This window comes from Corallococcus sicarius (assembly GCF_003611735.1).
GTDB lineage: Bacteria > Myxococcota > Myxococcia > Myxococcales > Myxococcaceae > Corallococcus > Corallococcus sicarius.
This window is the reverse complement of sequence record NZ_RAWG01000201.1, coordinates 1-17,468: the sequence shown is the minus strand read 5'-3', so window position 1 is coordinate 17,468 and position 17,468 is coordinate 1. Positions and strand designations below refer to the sequence as shown.

Annotated in this window: 14 protein-coding genes and 2 pseudogenes; 4 read left to right on the top strand and 12 right to left on the bottom strand. The window is 70.6% G+C overall.

All coding sequences use genetic code 11. The features are described from left to right. The 7 genes and pseudogenes from D7X12_RS26820 to D7X12_RS26785 all read right to left on the bottom strand — a co-directional run. Positions 1-334, bottom strand: a pseudogene (locus D7X12_RS26820) (hypothetical protein); the annotation flags it as partial. Then, entirely contained in the window at positions 331-999 is a 669-nt protein-coding gene (locus D7X12_RS26815; RefSeq protein ID WP_244224797.1) for an RNA polymerase sigma factor, read from the bottom strand. The pseudogene D7X12_RS26820 and the gene D7X12_RS26815, both read right to left, overlap by 4 nt. A 187-nt stretch (positions 1,000-1,186) precedes the next feature. Next, positions 1,187-3,109, bottom strand: coding sequence for a serine/threonine protein kinase (locus tag D7X12_RS26810; RefSeq protein WP_244224796.1), 1,923 nt, complete (start codon positions 3,107-3,109; stop codon positions 1,187-1,189). Continuing rightward, a complete protein-coding gene (locus D7X12_RS26805; RefSeq protein ID WP_120628112.1) occupies positions 3,106-4,038 on the bottom strand; it encodes a DUF2381 family protein in 933 nt (310 codons plus the stop codon). Before D7X12_RS26805 ends, D7X12_RS26810 begins: the two co-directional genes overlap by 4 nt. A gap of 134 nt (positions 4,039-4,172) precedes the next feature. Then, complete coding sequence (locus tag D7X12_RS26800; RefSeq protein WP_208719300.1) at positions 4,173-4,715, bottom strand: hypothetical protein; 543 nt, start codon at positions 4,713-4,715, stop codon at positions 4,173-4,175. Between the two features lie 777 nt (positions 4,716-5,492). Then, the gene (locus tag D7X12_RS26790; protein WP_120628111.1) at positions 5,493-6,179 is read right to left on the bottom strand and encodes a hypothetical protein; all 687 of its coding nucleotides are present in this window, start codon (positions 6,177-6,179) and stop codon (positions 5,493-5,495) included. Positions 6,180-6,190: 11 nt separating this feature from the next. Further along, positions 6,191-6,571: a hypothetical protein gene (locus tag D7X12_RS26785; protein WP_120628110.1), complete on the bottom strand. Its 381-nt coding sequence runs from the start codon at positions 6,569-6,571 to the stop codon at positions 6,191-6,193. Positions 6,572-6,921: 350 nt separating this feature from the next. Between D7X12_RS26785 and D7X12_RS26780 the strand changes: the two genes are divergently transcribed. From D7X12_RS26780 to D7X12_RS26770, 3 genes are all read left to right on the top strand, one after another. After that, the gene (locus D7X12_RS26780; RefSeq protein WP_147443816.1) at positions 6,922-7,578 is read left to right on the top strand and encodes an outer membrane beta-barrel protein; all 657 of its coding nucleotides are present in this window, start codon (positions 6,922-6,924) and stop codon (positions 7,576-7,578) included. Positions 7,579-7,732: 154 nt separating this feature from the next. Continuing rightward, on the top strand, positions 7,733-8,788 hold the full coding sequence (locus D7X12_RS26775; protein ID WP_120628108.1) for a zinc-binding dehydrogenase: 1,056 nt from the start codon (positions 7,733-7,735) through the stop codon (positions 8,786-8,788). A 32-nt stretch (positions 8,789-8,820) separates the two neighbouring features. Continuing rightward, positions 8,821-10,257 (top strand): glycosyltransferase, encoded by a 1,437-nt coding sequence (locus D7X12_RS26770; protein ID WP_120628107.1) that lies wholly within the window; start codon positions 8,821-8,823, stop codon positions 10,255-10,257. A gap of 28 nt (positions 10,258-10,285) precedes the next feature. Here the strand turns inward: D7X12_RS26770 and ppsA are convergent, their stop codons facing one another. The 5 genes from ppsA to D7X12_RS44565 all read right to left on the bottom strand — a co-directional run bounded on the left by ppsA (position 10,286) and on the right by D7X12_RS44565 (position 16,921). Further along, on the bottom strand, positions 10,286-12,640 hold the full coding sequence (ppsA, locus tag D7X12_RS26765; protein WP_120628106.1) for a phosphoenolpyruvate synthase: 2,355 nt from the start codon (positions 12,638-12,640) through the stop codon (positions 10,286-10,288). A 124-nt stretch (positions 12,641-12,764) separates the two neighbouring features. Next, the gene (locus D7X12_RS26760; RefSeq protein ID WP_147443815.1) at positions 12,765-13,337 is read right to left on the bottom strand and encodes a head protein; all 573 of its coding nucleotides are present in this window, start codon (positions 13,335-13,337) and stop codon (positions 12,765-12,767) included. Further along, the gene (locus D7X12_RS44570; protein ID WP_244224795.1) at positions 13,334-13,957 is read right to left on the bottom strand and encodes a hypothetical protein; all 624 of its coding nucleotides are present in this window, start codon (positions 13,955-13,957) and stop codon (positions 13,334-13,336) included. The genes D7X12_RS26760 and D7X12_RS44570 overlap by 4 nt, the downstream gene beginning before the upstream one ends. Then, positions 13,954-14,550: a head protein gene (locus tag D7X12_RS26750; RefSeq protein ID WP_120628104.1), complete on the bottom strand. Its 597-nt coding sequence runs from the start codon at positions 14,548-14,550 to the stop codon at positions 13,954-13,956. The genes D7X12_RS44570 and D7X12_RS26750 overlap by 4 nt, the downstream gene beginning before the upstream one ends. A 37-nt stretch (positions 14,551-14,587) precedes the next feature. Beyond that, entirely contained in the window at positions 14,588-16,921 is a 2,334-nt protein-coding gene (locus D7X12_RS44565) for a lamin tail domain-containing protein (RefSeq protein WP_244224794.1), read from the bottom strand. 242 nt (positions 16,922-17,163) lie between these two features. Between D7X12_RS44565 and D7X12_RS26735 the strand changes: the two are divergent. Beyond that, positions 17,164-17,468: pseudogene (locus tag D7X12_RS26735) on the top strand (transcriptional regulator); the annotation flags it as partial.

Here is a 17,468-nt window from a genome sequence, read left to right as displayed (position 1 = left end):
GGGTGGGCGTCACCACCACGGCGAGGATGGCCGCGAGCGTGGCGCCCAGCACCGCCAACGTGGGCCAGCGGGCGCCCACCGCGTCCGGAGGGGACGCCGCGGTGAGCGCGGCCTCCAGGCCCGCGACGGTGAGCGTCTCCAGCTCCATGGCGGTGGGCGTGTCCGTCTGGCCGGATTCGAAGAAGCGGTGGGCGCGGGCCCACTTGTCATACCGGATGCCGCAGCGCTGGCAGGCGTGGGCATGGCGCAGCAGCCGCGAGGATTCCGGGGCCGACAGCTCCCCCAGGGACCAGCGCGTCAGCCCCGCGTCCACATGTCGTTCGTACCACTTCATGGGAGGCTCCCGAATGGGATGGCGCAGAGGGACAGGGTGGCCAGCATGATGCCCAGCTCCAGCCGTCCCGGTGCGGCGTCACTGTCCAACCAACCCGAGTCCTTCAGGTGTTCGGTGAACTGCAAGCGCAGGCGGCGCTCGCGCACCCGCACTTCACCGCGGGTGAGCTTCAGCGCATCCGCGGCGGACTCCTGGGACAGGCCGTCCATGAAGCGCAGCTGGGCCAGGGTGCGTCCTTCTTCCGGCAGCGCGTCCAGGAAGCGGCGCACCAGGGCGCGGATCTCCGCGCTCAGCGCCTCTTCCTCGGGAGTGCGGCCGTCGTCGGGCGCGTGCGCCAGCTCCGGCGCGTCATCCAGGGGGACGGCCTCGCGGGCCACCCGGCCGGAGGCGCGCATCAGGTCAATGGCGGTGGAGCGGGCCACCGTGAGCAGGAAGCCCAGGTAGGGGCGCACCCCGTCGTAGGCCTGGCGCATGTGGGGGCGGAAGGCCCGCACGAACGTCTCCTGGTGGGCCGCGTCCAGGTCCAGGGGCGTGAGCGCCACCGAGCGCGCCCCCGCCTCCGAGTGCACGGAGAAGCGGCGCGACAGGTAGCGCAGCACCTCGGGCGAGTAGGTGCGGTAGACCTGGGTGAGGACGGGGGTGTCCCCCCGCCGGAAGGCTTCCAAGACCGACCGCTCGTTTCCTGGCAGCACGTGGATGCTCCGTCCCTGCGGGGGCCTGACCGGGCCCCTCTGGAAAAGAAATACGAAATGACCCCGGCAATTGGGTCGTGGCCCAACGCACAAGGCTCATTTTCTTGAGCTCAGGACGCGCTGGGGCGTCCGGGTGGATTCAAACCCGGTGCGTCGGGCGTCAGGGGAAGGCGTCCACGACGGTGAGGCCCACGCTCCGGGGCACGATGGTGGCGCCGGGCTTGGAGCCCGGCTCCTTCCACCAGCCCTCTCCCGGGTTCCCGAGCACGAAGCAGACGGGATAGGTGCGGCCGTCGGGTGTCTCCGCCCGGGTGTAGTGGCCCATGACCCGCTTCCCACCCGTCCACAGCCGGCCGTAGAGCAGGGTGCCTTCGGGAAGGCGGCCCATGCTCTCCTTCTGGACGCTGACGATGTCGCCATCCGCGACGGTGACGTTCTCGGCATCGTCGCGGAAGGGGTAGCGGACGTCGAGCGTCATGGCGGCCCTGGCATCCCTGTGCAGGAACAGCTCCTTCATCGCCTCCAGGGCGGCCTGGGGACAGCGCTGCGGTTCAGGGCGCAAGGGTGTGCCCGCGCAGGCGACGAGAGCGGACGCGGCGCCGACGGCCAACGTGCAGCCCCGCGCGAGTGAGCGTGTGTGCGAGGCGCGGTCCTGCTTCAAGGGAACGGTCATGGCTTTCTCCTCCAGCGGGCGCGGCGCATGGGAAGGAGGGGCCGCCCCGGGCGCGGCAGCTTGGTCGGGAGCCGCCGGCCGCGCCATCGGTGGTGACACAGGCCGCGCGGCTTCGACCATGGATGCCCCTGCCTGGGGCTTCAGGAGCCAGAACAACCCACTCAGGCCCAGCACGAAGAGGACTCCACCTGCCCCCCAGCGTGAGGTCGCACGAAGCGCCTGTCGGCGACGCACCGGGCCTGCGGCGAGGATGGCCCGCGCTTCCATGCGGGCCACATGGGCCGGGGCACGGCGGCGCAGCTCGCGGGCGTCGTGCATCGCCTGGATCCGGTCCACGCGTTGGAGGCGTGCATGTTGGAGCGCCACTTCCTGTCCAGGCGCCACCGGGCCCGCCGCGCCTTCCTCTTCCTGGGTGGTGCGCGAATGGGAAGAGGGCGGGAAGGCCCAGTCGAACAGCGGCACGTCCCAGGCCGTGTCCGCGGTCGCCAATGCGCGTCGGACCTCGGAGGCCAGCACGGAAGCACTCGGGGGCCGCGCTTCGGGGGCGAAGGCGAGCAGCCGGGTGACGAGCGAGGCCAGGGCCTCCGGTACACGCGGGTTGAGCGACAGGAGGGAAGGGAACGCATGTCCCTCCTCGAGCCGTGCGGCATCCGCCCTCGACGCGGCGACCGGATAGACCTCCGTCAGCAGCCGGTAGAAGCTGACGCCCACGGCATACAGCTCGTCCGCCACCGAGTAGAGGGGGCGCTCCGCGTCTTGGATTGAGGACACCGACGCGCGCAGCAGGTGGAGCTGGGGGCTGTAGTAGTGCGCCGTGCCAGGAGGAAGCTGGTCGGTCGCGGTGAGCGGTGCGGCCTCCGGATGCCAGCCCGCGCCCCAGTCCAGGAGCTTGAGTCGTCCCCCGGGTTGGATCCGGACGTTGTCGCCCTTGAAGTCGCGGTGCAGGACGCCGCGCTGGTGCGCGAAGGCGAGCACCTCCGCGGCCTGCTCGAGCAACCCGCCTACGTCCCGTGCGCTGGGGTTGCGAGCAAGTGACCACGCGTAGAGCGACTCACCCTCCACGTGCTCCATCACCAGGAACGGATAGCCCACGGCACCGGGCCGCCACGTTCCGGTGGCCATCAGCCGGGGCACGCCGGGGTGCCGCAATTGGGAGAGGAGCTCCGCCTCGCGCGCGAACCACGGGCTGTCGGGGTGGCGGGCCAGCTTCAGGGCATACCGCCGGGCACGCGGTCTGCCTGCCCTGCGCACGGAGTAGACGGTGCCGTAGCCGCCCGCCGCCAAGCGTTGAAGGACTTCCCAGTGCGCCAACCGGGTGCCAGGGGGAAGCGCCTCCACGGACACCACGACAGGGATTCGCAGCGCTGCTTCTCCGGACGAAAGCCCACCGTGCATGAGCCCACCACTCATGGCGCCACCTGCTCCCACCGGATGCCGCGTTCACCGTTCCGGTCCCACAACTCCAGGGTGAAGCGCGTTCCAGGAGTCGTCTCGGGAGGGACCTGCCACTCCACCACCGCGACGGCACGGGCGCCGGGCTCCAGCTGTTTCTCACGCATGATCAGGGGCGACTCGTGGGCCGGCAGCACACGGCCCTCGGAGAGGCGTGGTGTCACGCGGACGAAGCCTGGGACCCAGGGAGCGCCGTCCACGGGATTGATCAGCAGGGTTTCCAGCGCGCGAATGGAACCCGCGCGGTAGATCGCGTGAGGGCCTTCCGCCTTCAGACCGATGCGGGTGGGGACCTCCGAGAGGTAGGTCACGGTCACGCCCTCCCGCGTGACAGCTCCCGTCAGCACCGCCCCACCCAGCCCACTGAGCGCGCACTGCGCACGCAGCGTCGCAATCCCGGCCTCGGTGACCGCGCACCGCGCCCGCAGGTCCGCGAGCTCCCTTCCCAGATCCTGCGCGCTGCGCCCCAGCCGGAAGACCTCCACCTGTGAGTCCACCTCCGCGTCCACGGTCGTGAGCACGAACCCCACCTGCGAAGGAGCACCCGGCCCCGCGAAGCGCACGGTGAGCACGGGCCGCGTGCCAGACGGCAGGTCCACGGAGGCCTTGAGCACGAGCGCGTCCGCATAGACGCCCACGCGTGAGAAGAACGGCGCGAGCGCGGCCCGGTCCACGGAGTCCGGAACGATGGGCGCATCGAACGTGACGGTGGTCACCTCATGGGCGGCGACGCGCAGCGGGAGCAACACCGGGGGCTCCTCCGCGCGCAGCGTGAACTGCCGGGCCCTGCGCTCCCGCACCGGTGCGGTCTTGGGCTGTGCCACCGCCACCGAACCCACCACGGCCACCAGCACCACCACGGCAATGACCGAAGAGGACAGCGACATCACGGGTCACCTCCATCCTTCAAACCTAACAGATAGGGGTGACATGAAGAGGGATGTCCTGACCCGAGAGGGCCGGGAACTCACGGGTGCGCGGAAGAGTCCGAGCCTACCTCAAGGATTATTGAGGAAGAGGCCTACCCTGGGTTCGTCTTTTCAGGAATCGGGGCGGGTTGCAGGCTAGGAGGAGTCGCGGTGTCCGCAGGAGCAGAGGGCGCGGTCTCCCCGCCGGTGGGCGGGGCAGGCGCCTCTTCGGGCACAGGGGGTTGATCCATGGGCGCGTCGGGAGTGCGGGGAGCTTTGGCCACCACTTCGCCTTGCGGCGTCACGGCATAGACCTGCCACCAGTCCAGGACACGCGCATTGGGTCCGCCACACCGACTGAACCGCTGTTCCACGGCGACGTAGTACAGGCCGGATGTCGGGCCCGTGAAGACAGCAATATCGAGCCCCTGCTCAGGACTTGTGCAGCCATGGAAGAGGTAGGGATGCGGATTGGTCCTGATGACCTCTCGCAGCGCACCCACGGCGGCCTGGGCAGCGCCCGCTTCGGTGAAGGGGAGGATGGCGGTGGAGGACCGTTCATCGGGCCACTGCACCTCGCCCTTCCACGCGGACCGGGGCTGCGCGCAGCCACAGACCAGCGCGGTGAGTCCTGAAAGCATGAAGACTTTGCGCATGGAGAGGGTCCCTCGTTCAGGAGCCGCAGGGCCCCAGGTCGGCATTGGGGCGCGCTGCTGAAGGGGGGACTGGGTCTACGCGGTGCACATTTCCCGAGCGTGACCCATCGCGATGCGGACTGGCTCCACTGCTGGACTTCTCCCGTTGGAAAGTAGCGGAGGAAGAATCGCGTCCCGTCCTGCCGCTCCGCTACCAATGCCGATGCCATCTGTACGCCCTCTTGCTTGAACAGGGAGGGTGCGGGATTGCCTGGGATCATTCGGAGTTCGGTCATCGCGACGGTCGGGTCGAATGCATCCGTTGGCCACAAGGACAGGTCCTCCGAGGAAGGAGCCGCCGCGCAAGGATGGTTGTGGATGTACCCCACCACCCAGACCTGGGATGAAGGATGGTCCGCGTCCGTCACGGCGAAGAAAGGATTGCAGGACTCATGATCGCCTTGGATGGGTTCCGTCACCCTCCAGGACATGGAGTCTTGATGACCGGCGACATACACCGTGGCGCAGTACTCGGTGGAAAGCCCCTTGATGGGACGCCGCTTTATCGGGTCACACACCTTCGCGCCGGGCCGCTTGAGAAGCGCGTCCGCAGCATCGCGAAGGAGCTCGATGGGAATGGATGGCTCACCTGTTGGAAGCTCCATCGCTGGGACCTCGGCCCAGGGGCCTCGAGCAATCGGGGCGCCTGAAGCCGTCGTGTTCGGAGGGAGGGTGCCTGCGCAGGCCATCAGCAGCAGGAGGAGGGGCCACAAGACTTTCATTGGAGAATCCTCGCCGCTACGACCGACGCCCCGTCTTCCGGGCGAAGAACGCGCGGTTGAACGTCCCGTGGCCCCACAGGCGCGGGTCGTCCGGGTGCTCCTCCCTGGCGAAGACGTCGTCACTGCGCTGCGCCAGCCAGCGGATGAACTCCTCCCGTGACGCGAAGGTCGCCGTCGGCCGCGAGTCCCCCTGCGCGTACCGCAGGCCGTGCACGTACGTCCCATCCCCGGGCTTCCACAGCGCCCGGAACACGCCGTCATGCGGGTCGATGGCGACGGACAGCTCGCCCCCGGCATCGAGGATCTCCGCCACCCGCTGCGCCAGCGCGCGTCCGTAGGGCCGGGCATCGAAGTGGGCGTCAGCGCGCGCCTGCTCGCGCTCCTCCCGCTGCCGTTGCAGGTCATCCGTCATCCGGATGCGCGCGGCTCCGCTCACCTCGCAGACGACGGACAACGCGACGTTCCCCCGCGCGGTGTTGGCGGCATGGTGCTGGCGCAAGAGCGCCTGGACCTGCTCGCGCTGCGCTTCGGGCAGCGCTCCGAACGTCAGCGCGCCGTCCAGCGCCGTGAAGAGCACCGTGTCGTCGTAGACCTCGCCCTGGTGCTTCAACGAGGCGGACAGCTCGATGCGCGCGAGCCCTCGGGACGCGCGCTCGGTGCGCAGCCAGCGGACGACGTCGGAGTGTTCGTTCAGGGTGTCCATGCAGGGGAGCCTCAAAGGTCGCCACATGCCAGGACCGCGCCGCTGGCGTCGTTGAAGTCCGTCGCGAGCAGGTGGACCGCGAAGGCGTGCGTGCCCTGGTAGAACTCGTACGGCTGGGCATGGGGGTCGCTTGCGTCGACCTCGCCGAGCGACTCGCACCGGCCCTGGTGGAGGAAGCCCAAGGGGGTCCGCCTCAGATCCGGGAGGAGGTCGTTCGTGGTGAACACGAAGCGCGTCTCCGCCCGCCCCGGGCTGCCCGGGCTCGCGTCCACGAAGAGCGTCCCGGTGATGCCCGAGTCCGCCACCTCCGCGAGCGGCACCACCCGGTTCTCCTCCTGCCCGCCACACGCCGCGAGCCCCAGCAGCGCCAGCCACCGCCATCCATGTCGCATGCGAAGACCTCCCCCACGCCCCACCAGGGCCGGGAATTCGCCGCGACCCTCGCACGAAGCAGGCCGCCCCGGGGAGGCCCTCCCCGAGCCCGGGTGTTCCCGGGGAAAACCCCGAGGGACTGACACGCCTGTCAGCTTTCGTGGAGGCATCGAGGCCTCGGAATGGTTACCGCTCGCGTTCACGTCCTGACATGCCTGTCATGCCTCGCGGAGGGTTCCGGGGCCGCGTCGGAGCGGTGCGACGCTGGCTGCACGAGGGGGCCGGGCGCCATGGCCGTGCCCTTGCAGTGCGCGGCGGCGACGCATCCAACCGCCGTCTTGAGGACGGCCTGCCGTACCCGGTGAACGACATGACTGCTCGATCCTTCATTCCCTCGCTGGCGGTGTCCCTCTCGTTGTTGGCGTTGCCGGCGGCGGCCGACGACACGTCGTCGGGCTCCGGCCTGGCGCTGGGCGTGCGCGCGGCGTACGGCCTTCCCGTGGGCGACGCGGTGAAGGACGACGCGCTGTCGGAGGTGTTCGGCACGACGGTGGCGCCGCAAATCGACCTCTCCTACTTCTTCGGGCGGCAGCTCTCCCTGGGCGCCTACTTCCAGTACGGCATCGCGACGGGCCCCGACGATTGCAACGAGGAGTTCAACTGCAGCAGCAAGGTGCTGCGCTTCGGCGTGGACCTGGACTACCACTTCGCGCCGGACGCGTTCGTCGCCCCCTGGGTGGGCGTGGGCGTGGGCTACGAGTCCGGCTCGGTGGAGGTGGGTGATGACGGGGAGTTCGCGACGTTGGGCGTGCGCGGCTTCGACCTGGGGCACGCCCACTTCGGCGTGGACTTCCAGCTCACCCGCTCCATCGCGGTGGGCCCCTACGTCACCGCGTCGCTGGGGCAGTACTCGAAGCTGACGGCCTCGGTGTTCTCCGGAGCGGAGATCACCGACGACATCCCGAGCGATCAGAAGGCCCTCCACATGTGGATCCAGCCGGGCGTGCGCGTGCAGATCCGGCTGTAGTCGCGCGGGACGTGCCTCGCGCGCCTTCAGGGCAGCCGGCCCGGCGGGCGCCGGGCTCCTTCCGCCGCATGGGGATGACTCCAGGACGCGGTGACTACCTTCAGGGGTGGCCTCCCTGCGCATGCCGGGCGCGCAGGGAGGGAGGACGGCGACCATGCGAGCTACCGTGTTTCGAGGCGTCAACCAGGTGGGAGTGGAGGACGTCGAACGTCCGCGGGCCGGCGCCGGGGAAGCCATCGTCCGGGTGACGCTCACCACCATCTGCGGCACCGACGTGCACATCGTCCGCGGTGAGTACCCGGTGAAGCCAGGCCTCACCGTGGGCCATGAGATGGTGGGCGTCATCGACGAGCTGGGGCCGGGCGTGACGGGCTACCAGCTGGGGCAGCGCGTGCTGGTGGGCGCCATCACCCCCTGTGGCCAGTGCCGGGGCTGTCTGTCCGGCCACCTGTCCCAGTGCGGACACGGCGCGGGGCTGGAGGCCCTGGGCGGATGGTGCCTGGGCAACACGATGAACGGCGTGCAGGCCGAGTACGTGCGCGTGCCGTTCGCGCAGGCCAACCTGGCGTTGATTCCAGACGGGCTGTCGGACGAGCAGGTGCTGCTCCTGGCGGACATCGCCTCCACCGGCTTCGGCGGCGCGGAGTCCGGTGGCGTGAAGCTGGGGGACGCGGTGGTGGTGTTCGCGCAGGGACCCATCGGGCTGTGCGCGTCCGTGGGGGCCCGGCTGATGGGCGCCTCGCTCGTCATCGGCGTGGATGGGGACGAAGCGCGCCTGGCCATGGCGCGGACGCTGGGCGTGGACGTGGTGCTGGACTTCCGTCAGCAGGATGTCGTGGCGGAGGTGAAGCGGCTCACCGGCGGCGGCGTGGATGTGGCCATCGAGGCGCTGGGAACGCAGCAGACCTTCGAGAGCGCCCTGCGCACGCTGCAGCCGGGAGGCACGCTCTCCAGTCTGGGGGTCTACTCCGGCAAGCTGCAGCTGCCCTATGACGCCTTCGCGGCGGGCCTGGGGGACCACCGCATCGTCACCACCCTCTGCCCGGGGGGCAAGGAGCGCATGCGTCGGCTGATGGAGCTGGTGCGCGCGAAGCGCGTGGACCTCACGCCGCTCTTCACGCACCGCTTCGCGCTGAAGGACATCCGCGACGCCTACGAACTCTTCAGTCAACGCAAGGACGGCGTGCTCAAGGTCGCCATCCGTCCGTGAAGGGGCGTGCCCGCGCTCCGGCCGGAGGCCTCATGCTCAAGCCCTTCGAGGTCCACATCCAGGCCGAGCCCCTGACGCGCTTCGAGGGCGAGCTGGACGCGGCCGGTTGGAGCGCGCTCCAGGCGCAGGCCGCGCGGACCCGGGCCTCCATGGCGGGCCGCACGTTCTGGAACGTGAGCTCCACGGCGCGGGGCGGCGGCGTGGCGGAGATGCTCCCCTGGCTGCTGGCGTACGCGCGGGGGGCGGGCGTGGACGCGCGCTGGGTGGTGCTGACCGGCACCCCGGAGTTCTTCCACATCACCAAGCGGCTGCACCACGCGCTGCATGGCTCGCGAGGGGATGGTTCGCCGTTGGGCAAGGCCGAGCACGACCGGTACGACGAGGTGCTCCGCGACAACGTGGAGGAGCTGCTCGTCATGGTGCGTCCGGGCGACGTGGTGCTGCTGCATGATCCGCAGACGGTGGGGCTGGCGCCCGCGCTGGCCAGGGCGGGCGCCCGCGTAGCCTGGCGCTGTCACGTGGGCCGCGACACGCCCAACGACGAGGTGGCGCGGGCGTGGGAGTTCCTCGCGCCGGGCCTGGCCGCCGCCCGGCTCACCGTCTTCAGCCGCGCCGCCTACGTGCCCCCGCAGTGCGCCGACCGCGCGGTGATCATCCAGCCCTCCATCGACATCTTCGCGGTGAAGAACCAGCCCCTGGCCCCCGGGGCCGTGCGCGCCATCCTCGCCTACACCGGGCTGCTGCGCGGGGAACCCGACGCCCCCGAGCCCGCCTTCACGCGGGCGGACGGGGTGCCGGCGCGCGTGTCGCGCGGGGCGGACATCGTGCGGCTGGGGGCCGCCCCCGCGCCGGACACGCCCCTGCTGGTGCAGGTGTCGCGGTGGGATCCGCTGAAGGACCCGGCGGGGGTGTTGGAAGGGTTCGCGCTGCTGCTGCGGCAGTCGCCCGACCTGCGCGCGGAGCTGGTGCTCGCCGGTCCCGCGGTGACGTCCGTGGCGGATGATCCGGAAGCGGCGACCACGCTCCAGGACGTCATCGCCTTGTGGCAGCAGCAGCCCCACTTCGTGCGCCAGCACGTCCACCTGGCGTGCCTGCCCATGGGGGACCTGGAGGAGAACGCCGCCATCGTCAACGCGCTCCAGCGCCACGCGGCGGTGGTGACGCAGAAGAGCCTCCAGGAGGGCTTCGGGCTCACCCTCACCGAGGCCATGTGGAAGACCCGCCCCGTGGTGGCGAGCGCGGTGGGAGGGCTCCAGGACCAGGTGGTCCACGGCGTGAACGGCCTGCTCGTGCGCGACCCCGGGGACCGGGCGGAGTTCGCGGGCGCGGTGCGCTCGCTCCTGGCGGACCCGCAGCGGGCCGCCCGCCTGGGCCTCCAGGCCCGCGAGCACGTGCGCGCCCACTTCACCGCCGCCCGCCACCTCACGGACTTCGCGCGCCTTCTCGAACAACTGGACGCGCGAGGTTGAGCGATGAGCCGGCCTCCTTCCGGGGCCGTCATGGAAGGGGCCGGGCCGCCTCCAGCAGCAGCCGCCGCTCCGCCGCCGCGATGACGCTCCGGGCCGCGCCCACGGCGCCGGGGTCCACGGAGATGGAGGTGATGCCCGCGCGCACCAGGTGCTCCGCGAAGCGGGGGCGGTTGGACGGCGCCTGGCCGCACAGTGACGACGTGATGCCCGCCTCGTGGCTTGCCCGGATGATGCGCACGATGGCGTCCAGCACCGCCGCGTCCTCCTCGTCGAAGAGCTCCGCGCACAGCTCCGAGTCCCGGTCCACGCCCAGCACGAGCTGCGTCAGGTCGTTGGAGCCGATGGACACGCCCGTGATGCCCATCCGCGCGTACTCGGGGATGCGGTAGACGACGGAGGGCACCTCCGCCATCACCCACCGCTCCAGCCCGCGCTGGTGTCCCAGCGGGCTTGCGTCCACCGCCTCCAGGCACGCCTCCAACTCCCAGGCCGTGCGCACGAAGGGGAGCATCAGGTGGAGGTTGGGTGTCTCCTGCCTCACCCGGGCGAGCACCTCCAGCTCCAGCCGGAAGACCTCCGGCTCGCGCAGGTAGCGGTAGCAGCCGCGGAAGCCGATCATCGGGTTGGACTCGGGGGACTCGTAGTCCGCGCCGCCCTGGAGCCCCCGGAACTCGTTCGTACGGAAGTCCGTGGTCCGGTACACCACCGGGCGCCCCTGGAACGCGCGGGTGATGGAGAGCAGCGCGCCGGACATCCGCTCGACGAACTCGCGCTGGCGTCCCTCGGCGATGAGCTTGCGCGGGTGCACGCCGCCCAGCGCTTCCGTGAGCATGAACTCCGCCCGCAGCAGGCCCACGCCGTCCACCGGGAGCGCCGCGGCCTCGCGGGCCTGGCCGGGGAGGGCCAGGTTCACGTAGAGCCGCGTGCCGAGCACTTCCTGGGGAACGGCCAGCGCCCCGGCCGCGTGGGCAACCGCCGTCTGGGTGGTCCCGGCCACCGGCTCGCCAGAGGGCGCCTCCGGGACGCGGCCCTGCCACACGGTCCCCGTGCCGCCGTCCACGGTGACCTCCTCCCCGTCCTGGAGCACCGTGGTGGCGGTGCGCGTGCCCACCACGCAGGGCTTGCGCAGCTCGCGGCTGACGATGGCCGCATGGCACGTCATGCCGCCGCTGTTGGTGATGATCGCCGCCGCGCGCCGCAGCGTGGGCACCCAGTCCGGGGACGTCATCGGCGCGACGAGGATCTCCCCCGTCTCCAGCCGGTCTCCCTCGCTGGCGCCGTGCAGCACGCGCACCCGGCCCGTCGCGCGGCCCGGAGAGGCTCCCAGGCCGGACACCCGGGGCCGCTCCGGGGCCGCTGCTGGCGCGGGCGCCTGGGGGACGTCACCCCCGGTCGTCACCGGGCGCGACTGCACGAGGTAGAACCGGCCGCCCGCCTCCGCCCACTCGATGTCCTGGGGGGCGCCGTAGTGTCGCTCCACGCGCAGGCCCAGGCGCGCAAGCTCCAGCACCTCCACGTCGTCGAGCACGCGCCGCCGGGCCTCTTCCGGTGCGAGCACCTCGCGCTTCTCGTGGCCCACGCCGTCACGCACCAGCCGGAAGTCCTTCTGGCCCACGCGCGCCTCCAGCACCCGCGGCCCCACCCGGTCCACGGCGTAGGTGTCGGGCTCCACCTGTCCGCCCACGACGACCTCGCCCAGGCCGAAGGCGCCTTCGATGATGAGGTGGGACGTGTCGCCGGTGGCGGGGTCCACGGTGAACATGACGCCCGAGCGCGCCGAGTCCACCATGGCCTGCACCACCACGGCGATCTCCGGCTCCTCCGTGAGGCCCTGTGCCTTCCGGTAGGCCACCACGCGCTGGCCATAGGCGGAGGCCCAGCATGCCCGCAGCCGGTCGAGCAACGCCTCGTCGCCCACCACGTTGGTGAACGACTCGTGCATGCCCGCGAAGGAGGTGGTCGCGGTGTCCTCGGACGTGGCCGAGGAGCGCACCGCCACGGCGCTGCATTCCCGCAGCTGGTGGTAGGCGGCGAGCACCGCGGTCCCGAGCCACTCGGGAAGGGGCGCCTGGAGCACCACGCCGCGCAGCGCCTCGGTGACGTGGGCGAGCGAGTGGGCATCCTCCGGATCCACGCTTCGCCACAGCTCCTGGAGCTGGGAGCGCACCGGCCGCATGGCCTCATGGAAGGCGGCGGCGGTGATGACGAAGCCAGGAGGCACGGGCAGCCCGGCCCGCGTCAGCTCTCCCAGGTTCGCGCCCTTGCCCCCGGCCTGGGCCACGTCCTCGCGCGACAGGGCGTCGAACCAGAGGATGGAAGGAGGGGAGACCCGTTCCTGTTCCGGCGTCCGGGAGGGTTCTTCGGTGTGGGGGGAGGGGTCCATGGTTCCAGCTCCAGGAGCAGGGTGCCTCCTGTGAAGCTGGGGCCGGAGCGCAGGCGCGGCATGCGCATCCCCGTCAGAACGGGCTGCCGTTCGCCCGCCGGCCCGGGGTCGCGCGGACGTGTGCTCACGCCTCCTGCGAGGGAGGCGTGGGTGGGGGCAGGGGATAGAGGACGCGGTAGTCGATGCGGTGGTGGTAGGCGGCCAGGTACGGAGCCCCCGCGATGTCGATGATCACCTGCTGCGGCGGCGTGGACTGCTGGTGCAGCCAGGCCTCCGCCTCCGCCTTCGACGCGAAGGACAGGCCCGAAGGGGTGGGCCCGTCGTTCGCCATCTCCGCGAGGTAATGCTCCAGGATGAGGGGCTGCGGGACCAGATAGGTATTGCCCGTCGAAGGGCTGTGCATCGCGGAGTAGTAGGCGTCCGCGATCAGCACGAAGGCCACTTCGGGGGGCCGCCTCCGGGCCTTCATCCCAGCCGCTGCTTCCTCCCGATTGGCGAACCGGCCAATGACCAGGGGCGGTGCGTGGGCTTCGAGGCTCTGGACATAGTCCTCGAACTCGTAGGTCTGCCCGGACGTCTGGATGAAGCGGAGGGCCGTCGCGGCGACGCGCAGCGCTTCCTCGCTTCCGGGCGTCATGGGGGCATCGTCGAGCGAGATCCGCCCGAGCACTCCTATCTGGTCGAAGAGTCTGGTCATGGACGCGCCTCTGCCAGGGAACGTGCGGGTTCACCTGCGGATGTCGTCAGCAGCACTGCGGGGGCCAGGACGACCAGGCCCGCACCCGCGGACACGATGACGAAGGTGACACCCGCGATGATGATCACGCCGCCAATGAGGAGCGACTCGCGGTGACGGCTTGCCCAGTCCGAAACCTCTTCCACGGAGGACAACTCCTGGGGGCGGAGCTTCTCCAAATCGGCGCAGTCCAGATAGGGCTGAAGGCACCTGCGGTTGCAGTAGTCCTCCTTCCCGCCCTTCCCGCGAGGGGACTCGAAGTGCTTGTAGTCGCGAGGCAGTGAGCGGCTGAGGCATTCCTGCATGCACTCCAGGTGCTCCGCGTCGCAGTCGCGCACGGAGCGCGCGGTCCGCACGATGCGCGGCCCCTCCTCCGCCTTCACATACCGCGCGAGGTCGACCTCCCCCGCGGGCCGCCACTCCGGCGTGAAGCTCCCGTCCGGTGACTCCCGCAGGAGCAGCACCCTCCGTGGAAGCTCCTCCGGAGCCGGCGCCACCGTCGCCCGGGTCGCCCCACAGGCCGCCAGCAGCACGCACAGGGCCAGGGCCGTGAAGCGCCTCCCGACAGCCTCAGCATTCATTCGGCATTCCCTGTTCGAGGTGTTTCAGGGCCCTCGGATGAGGGAGGCGTGGGTGGGGGCAGGGGATAGAGGACGCGGTGGTCGATGCGGTGGTGGTAGGCGGCCAGGTACGGAGCCCCCGCGATGTCGATGATCACCTGCTGCGGCGGCGTGGACTGCTGGTGCAGCCAGGCCTCCGCCTCCGCCTTCGACGCGAAGGACAGGCCCGAAGGTGGAGGCCCGTCGTTCGCCATCTCCGCGAGGTAGTACTCCATGCTGGGCTGGCGGCCCAGGCCGCGCCATCCCGTGACGGGGTTGTGGAACACCGAGAAGTATTCATCCGCGATGAGGATGAGGGCCGAAGGTGGCCGTTTCTGGTCCTTCAACCAGTCCTCCGCCTCTTGCCGCGTGTCGAACCGGGCAATGGCGAGAGGCGGTGCGTAGGCTTCGAGGCTCCGGACATAGTCCTCGAACGCAGTGGTCTGCCCGGTCGCATGGATGAACCGGATGGCGGCTGCGGCGGTGTGAAGCGCTTCCTCCTTATCGGGAGGAGTCGGGGTGGAATCGAGACAGATTTGTCCGAGCACTCCTATCTGGTCGAAGAGCTTCGTCATGGGGAGCTACCGGGTGGCGGGGACCGCCACGTCCCCGTCAGAACGCGCTGCCGTTCGCCCGCCGGCCCGGGGTCGCGGTGGCGTAGTTGTGCAGGTCCCAGCAGTAGCTCCAGCCCTCCGTGGCGCTCGTGTCCGGTGAACGGTTGAACGAATAGCCCTGGTACACGTTCATGACCGGGCTCGCGTACGAGTGGCTGTCCTGCACCGTGCCGTCCGGCCGCACCAGGTACACCGTGTCGCCCGCGCCGCTCTGATTGACGCCGCGGTCGAACCGCAGGCCCTGGCCGCCGTTGGAGACCGTCGCGTACGTCGCGCCCTGCGGCAGCGCCGAGGCCCCCGAATACACCACGTACCCCTTGCCCGCCGGCAGCACCGTCCCCGCCGCGAACGTGTGCCGCGCCGGGTCCGTGCCCGCGTACGACTTCGCGTCGTGGATCTTCCAGCCGCTCAGGTCCACCGACCCCGGCCCCGTATTGTAGAGCTCCATGAACTGCTGGTCGTAGTCCGGCGTCGTCCCTCCCGAGACATTGTTCGGCTGCGGCAGGTACTCGTTGATGAACACCTGCGCCGTGGGCCGCGTCATCGTGAACGGCCCGTCACTCAGGTCCGCCACGTCGGCGCGCGTCGCGTCCGCCACCCGCACCCGCGCCGTGGTGGAGGCCTCGGCCGGCACCGTCCACGTGTAGCGCCCACCCCCCGCCGCCACGTTCGTCGCCACGTCGCGCCACACCGTCCCGTCCAGCGAGTACTGCACGTTCACCTGCGACACGTTGCTCACCGTCCAGGTGATGGCGAACGTGTTGCCCGCCTGGAGCGTCTCGCCGCCGTTGGGCGCGGTCACCCTCACGCTGCGCGCCTGCACCTGCGTGCCGAAATCGAAGCGGCTGAAGATGGGGTAGTGGTCGGACGTGGTGTACTTGTAGTTGGTGATGAGCGGCTTGAGCGCTTCCGTGGAAGCCGCCACGTGGTACGGCACCAGCTCGTTCGTCATCAGCTGGTGGTCGATGAACTGGCTGTTGCTCGTCGTGGAGCTCTTCCCAGCCTCCGACAACGGCTGGGTGAGGAACTTGTAGCGCGAAGGGTCGCTCACCAGGTTCTGGAAGGGCGAGACCTGCGAGGCATAGATGGACGTGTCCACGTCGTCGTTCCAGTCCCCCATCACCAGCACGTGCTGCGTGGGCAGCTCCGTGTCCAGGTACTCCTTGAGGCACGCGGATGCGGCCTGACGCCGGCTGTACGCGTCCGCATCCGCGAAGGCCTTCATGTGCAGCACCATCACGGTCAGGTCCACCGAGCCCGTGCTCCGCGTCACCCGCAGGTCCACGCGCAGCGGCGGCCGCCCGGCGAAGTCGTAGTTGCAGGACGAGAGGACGACGTTCGCCGCCAGCACCTGCACCGCGTTCGTCTTGAACAACAGGCCCAGCTTCTGGTCCACCGTGCCGTAGGAGTAGGTCGCGCCGCCCACCCGCGTGGAGTCATTGGACAAGAGGCCGTCGTAGCCGGGCAGCCCCGCCTTCAGCGCGTTGAACTGGTCCACGCCGACGATCTCCGCCACCGCCATCACGTCCGGGCCCGCGTCCGCGAGGACCGCCGTCACGTTGGCCAGCTGCAGCGCCTCGTCGTCCGGGCCATTGCCGGGCGTCGTGTCCCCGAACCACTCGATGTTCCAGTTGCCCACCTTCACGGGCAGCACCGTCGTCGTCCCGCCGTCCGTCTTCGGGCCACCGTCCGTCACCGGGCCGCCGTCGGGCAGCTCCCCGGACGGCGTGCGCAGCGGCAGCCGCATCACGGCCTCGGCGCGAACCCCGTTGGCGTCCTCCACCCGCACCGTGAACTCATACAGCGCGGGGTCCTGCGGCGTGCCGGTCAGCACCCCGCTCGCGGGCAGCTCCAGGCCCGGCGGCAGCGCCCCGCCCACCTGTGACCAGGTCAAGGGCGGCGCTCCCCCGGTGGCGCTGAAGGTGAACGTCAAGGGGATGCCCGCCGTCGCGGCCGGCAGCGGCGACGCGCTGGTGATGGCCGGCGCCGGCCACGCGCGCAGGGTGTAGCCCCGCGTCTGCTCGGCGCCCTTCGCGTCGCGCACGCCCACCGTCAGCGTCCACTCGCCGGCCTCCGTGGCGGGCCCCACCAGCCGCCCGGTGTCCCCGTAGAAGGAGAACCCCGGCGGCAGCGCACCCACCGAATAGCTCAGGGGCGGCGTGCCCCCGGTCGCCGTCAGCACCTGCTCGAAGGGGGCCCCCACCGTCGCCGCGCGCAGGGCGACCGCGGGCAGCTGCGGGCCGTCCCCTTCATCGTTGGAAGGACACGCGGTCAGCGACACGAGGGAGGTGAGCAGCGCCAGCGACCAGACCGCCCGGAAGGACCACGACATGATGGGATGCTCCAGCACCGGGCCCGCGCTTCAGCGGTCTTCCCGGCAGAGGGCCCGCATCCTACCGTGTCCGCCATTCGACTGTCGCGCAGGCGCCCCCTTGCTCCCGGACGGGACGCCTGACGCACCGCCACATGGCAATCGATGGCGCATCCCGCCGTCCTGTCTGGACAGGGCGGAAGGCTTTGCGCTCCTGTCAGGCGTGAAGTTGGATGGCTTCAGGCAGACAGAGGAGACAGTTCATGGCCGAGAAGTGGGACAGGCAGTTGATGGACTTCCTCAAGCGCACCGGCGAGGACCTCAAGCGCACCACGGACGACCTCCGCGGTGAGGCCGAGCGCCTCCTCAAGGAAGTGAAGGACCCGGACAAGCAGGCCAAGGTGAAGGAAGGCCTGGAGCAGCTGCGCACCTGGGCCGCCGCCACCACCAAGACCGCCGCGGAGAAGATTGAAACCGCCGTGCGCCGCGTGGAGACCACCGTGGAGGAGGCCTTCAAGCCCGGCTCCGGCGCCGCGGGTGCCTCGCCGGCCGCCGAGCCCCCACCCCT

Bases quoted from the DNA above. Each gene is read 5' to 3' on its own strand.
- D7X12_RS26790 (WP_120628111.1), bottom strand. From the start codon at position 6,179: ATGGACACCCTGAACGAACACTCCGACGTCGTCCGCTGGCTGCGCACC.
- D7X12_RS26770 (WP_120628107.1), top strand. From the start codon at position 8,821: ATGCTCAAGCCCTTCGAGGTCCACATCCAGGCCGAGCCCCTGACGCGC.
- D7X12_RS44570 (WP_244224795.1), bottom strand. From the start codon at position 13,957: ATGAATGCTGAGGCTGTCGGGAGGCGCTTCACGGCCCTGGCCCTGTGC.
- D7X12_RS26805 (WP_120628112.1), bottom strand. From the start codon at position 4,038: ATGTCGCTGTCCTCTTCGGTCATTGCCGTGGTGGTGCTGGTGGCCGTG.
- D7X12_RS44565 (WP_244224794.1), bottom strand. From the start codon at position 16,921: ATGTCGTGGTCCTTCCGGGCGGTCTGGTCGCTGGCGCTGCTCACCTCC.
- D7X12_RS26750 (WP_120628104.1), bottom strand. From the start codon at position 14,550: ATGACGAAGCTCTTCGACCAGATAGGAGTGCTCGGACAAATCTGTCTC.
- D7X12_RS26810 (WP_244224796.1), bottom strand. From the start codon at position 3,109: ATGAGTGGTGGGCTCATGCACGGTGGGCTTTCGTCCGGAGAAGCAGCG.
- D7X12_RS26785 (WP_120628110.1), bottom strand. From the start codon at position 6,571: ATGCGACATGGATGGCGGTGGCTGGCGCTGCTGGGGCTCGCGGCGTGT.
- D7X12_RS26775 (WP_120628108.1), top strand. From the start codon at position 7,733: ATGCGAGCTACCGTGTTTCGAGGCGTCAACCAGGTGGGAGTGGAGGAC.
- ppsA (WP_120628106.1), bottom strand. From the start codon at position 12,640: ATGGACCCCTCCCCCCACACCGAAGAACCCTCCCGGACGCCGGAACAG.
- D7X12_RS26760 (WP_147443815.1), bottom strand. From the start codon at position 13,337: ATGACCAGACTCTTCGACCAGATAGGAGTGCTCGGGCGGATCTCGCTC.
- D7X12_RS26780 (WP_147443816.1), top strand. From the start codon at position 6,922: ATGACTGCTCGATCCTTCATTCCCTCGCTGGCGGTGTCCCTCTCGTTG.
- D7X12_RS26800 (WP_208719300.1), bottom strand. From the start codon at position 4,715: ATGCGCAAAGTCTTCATGCTTTCAGGACTCACCGCGCTGGTCTGTGGC.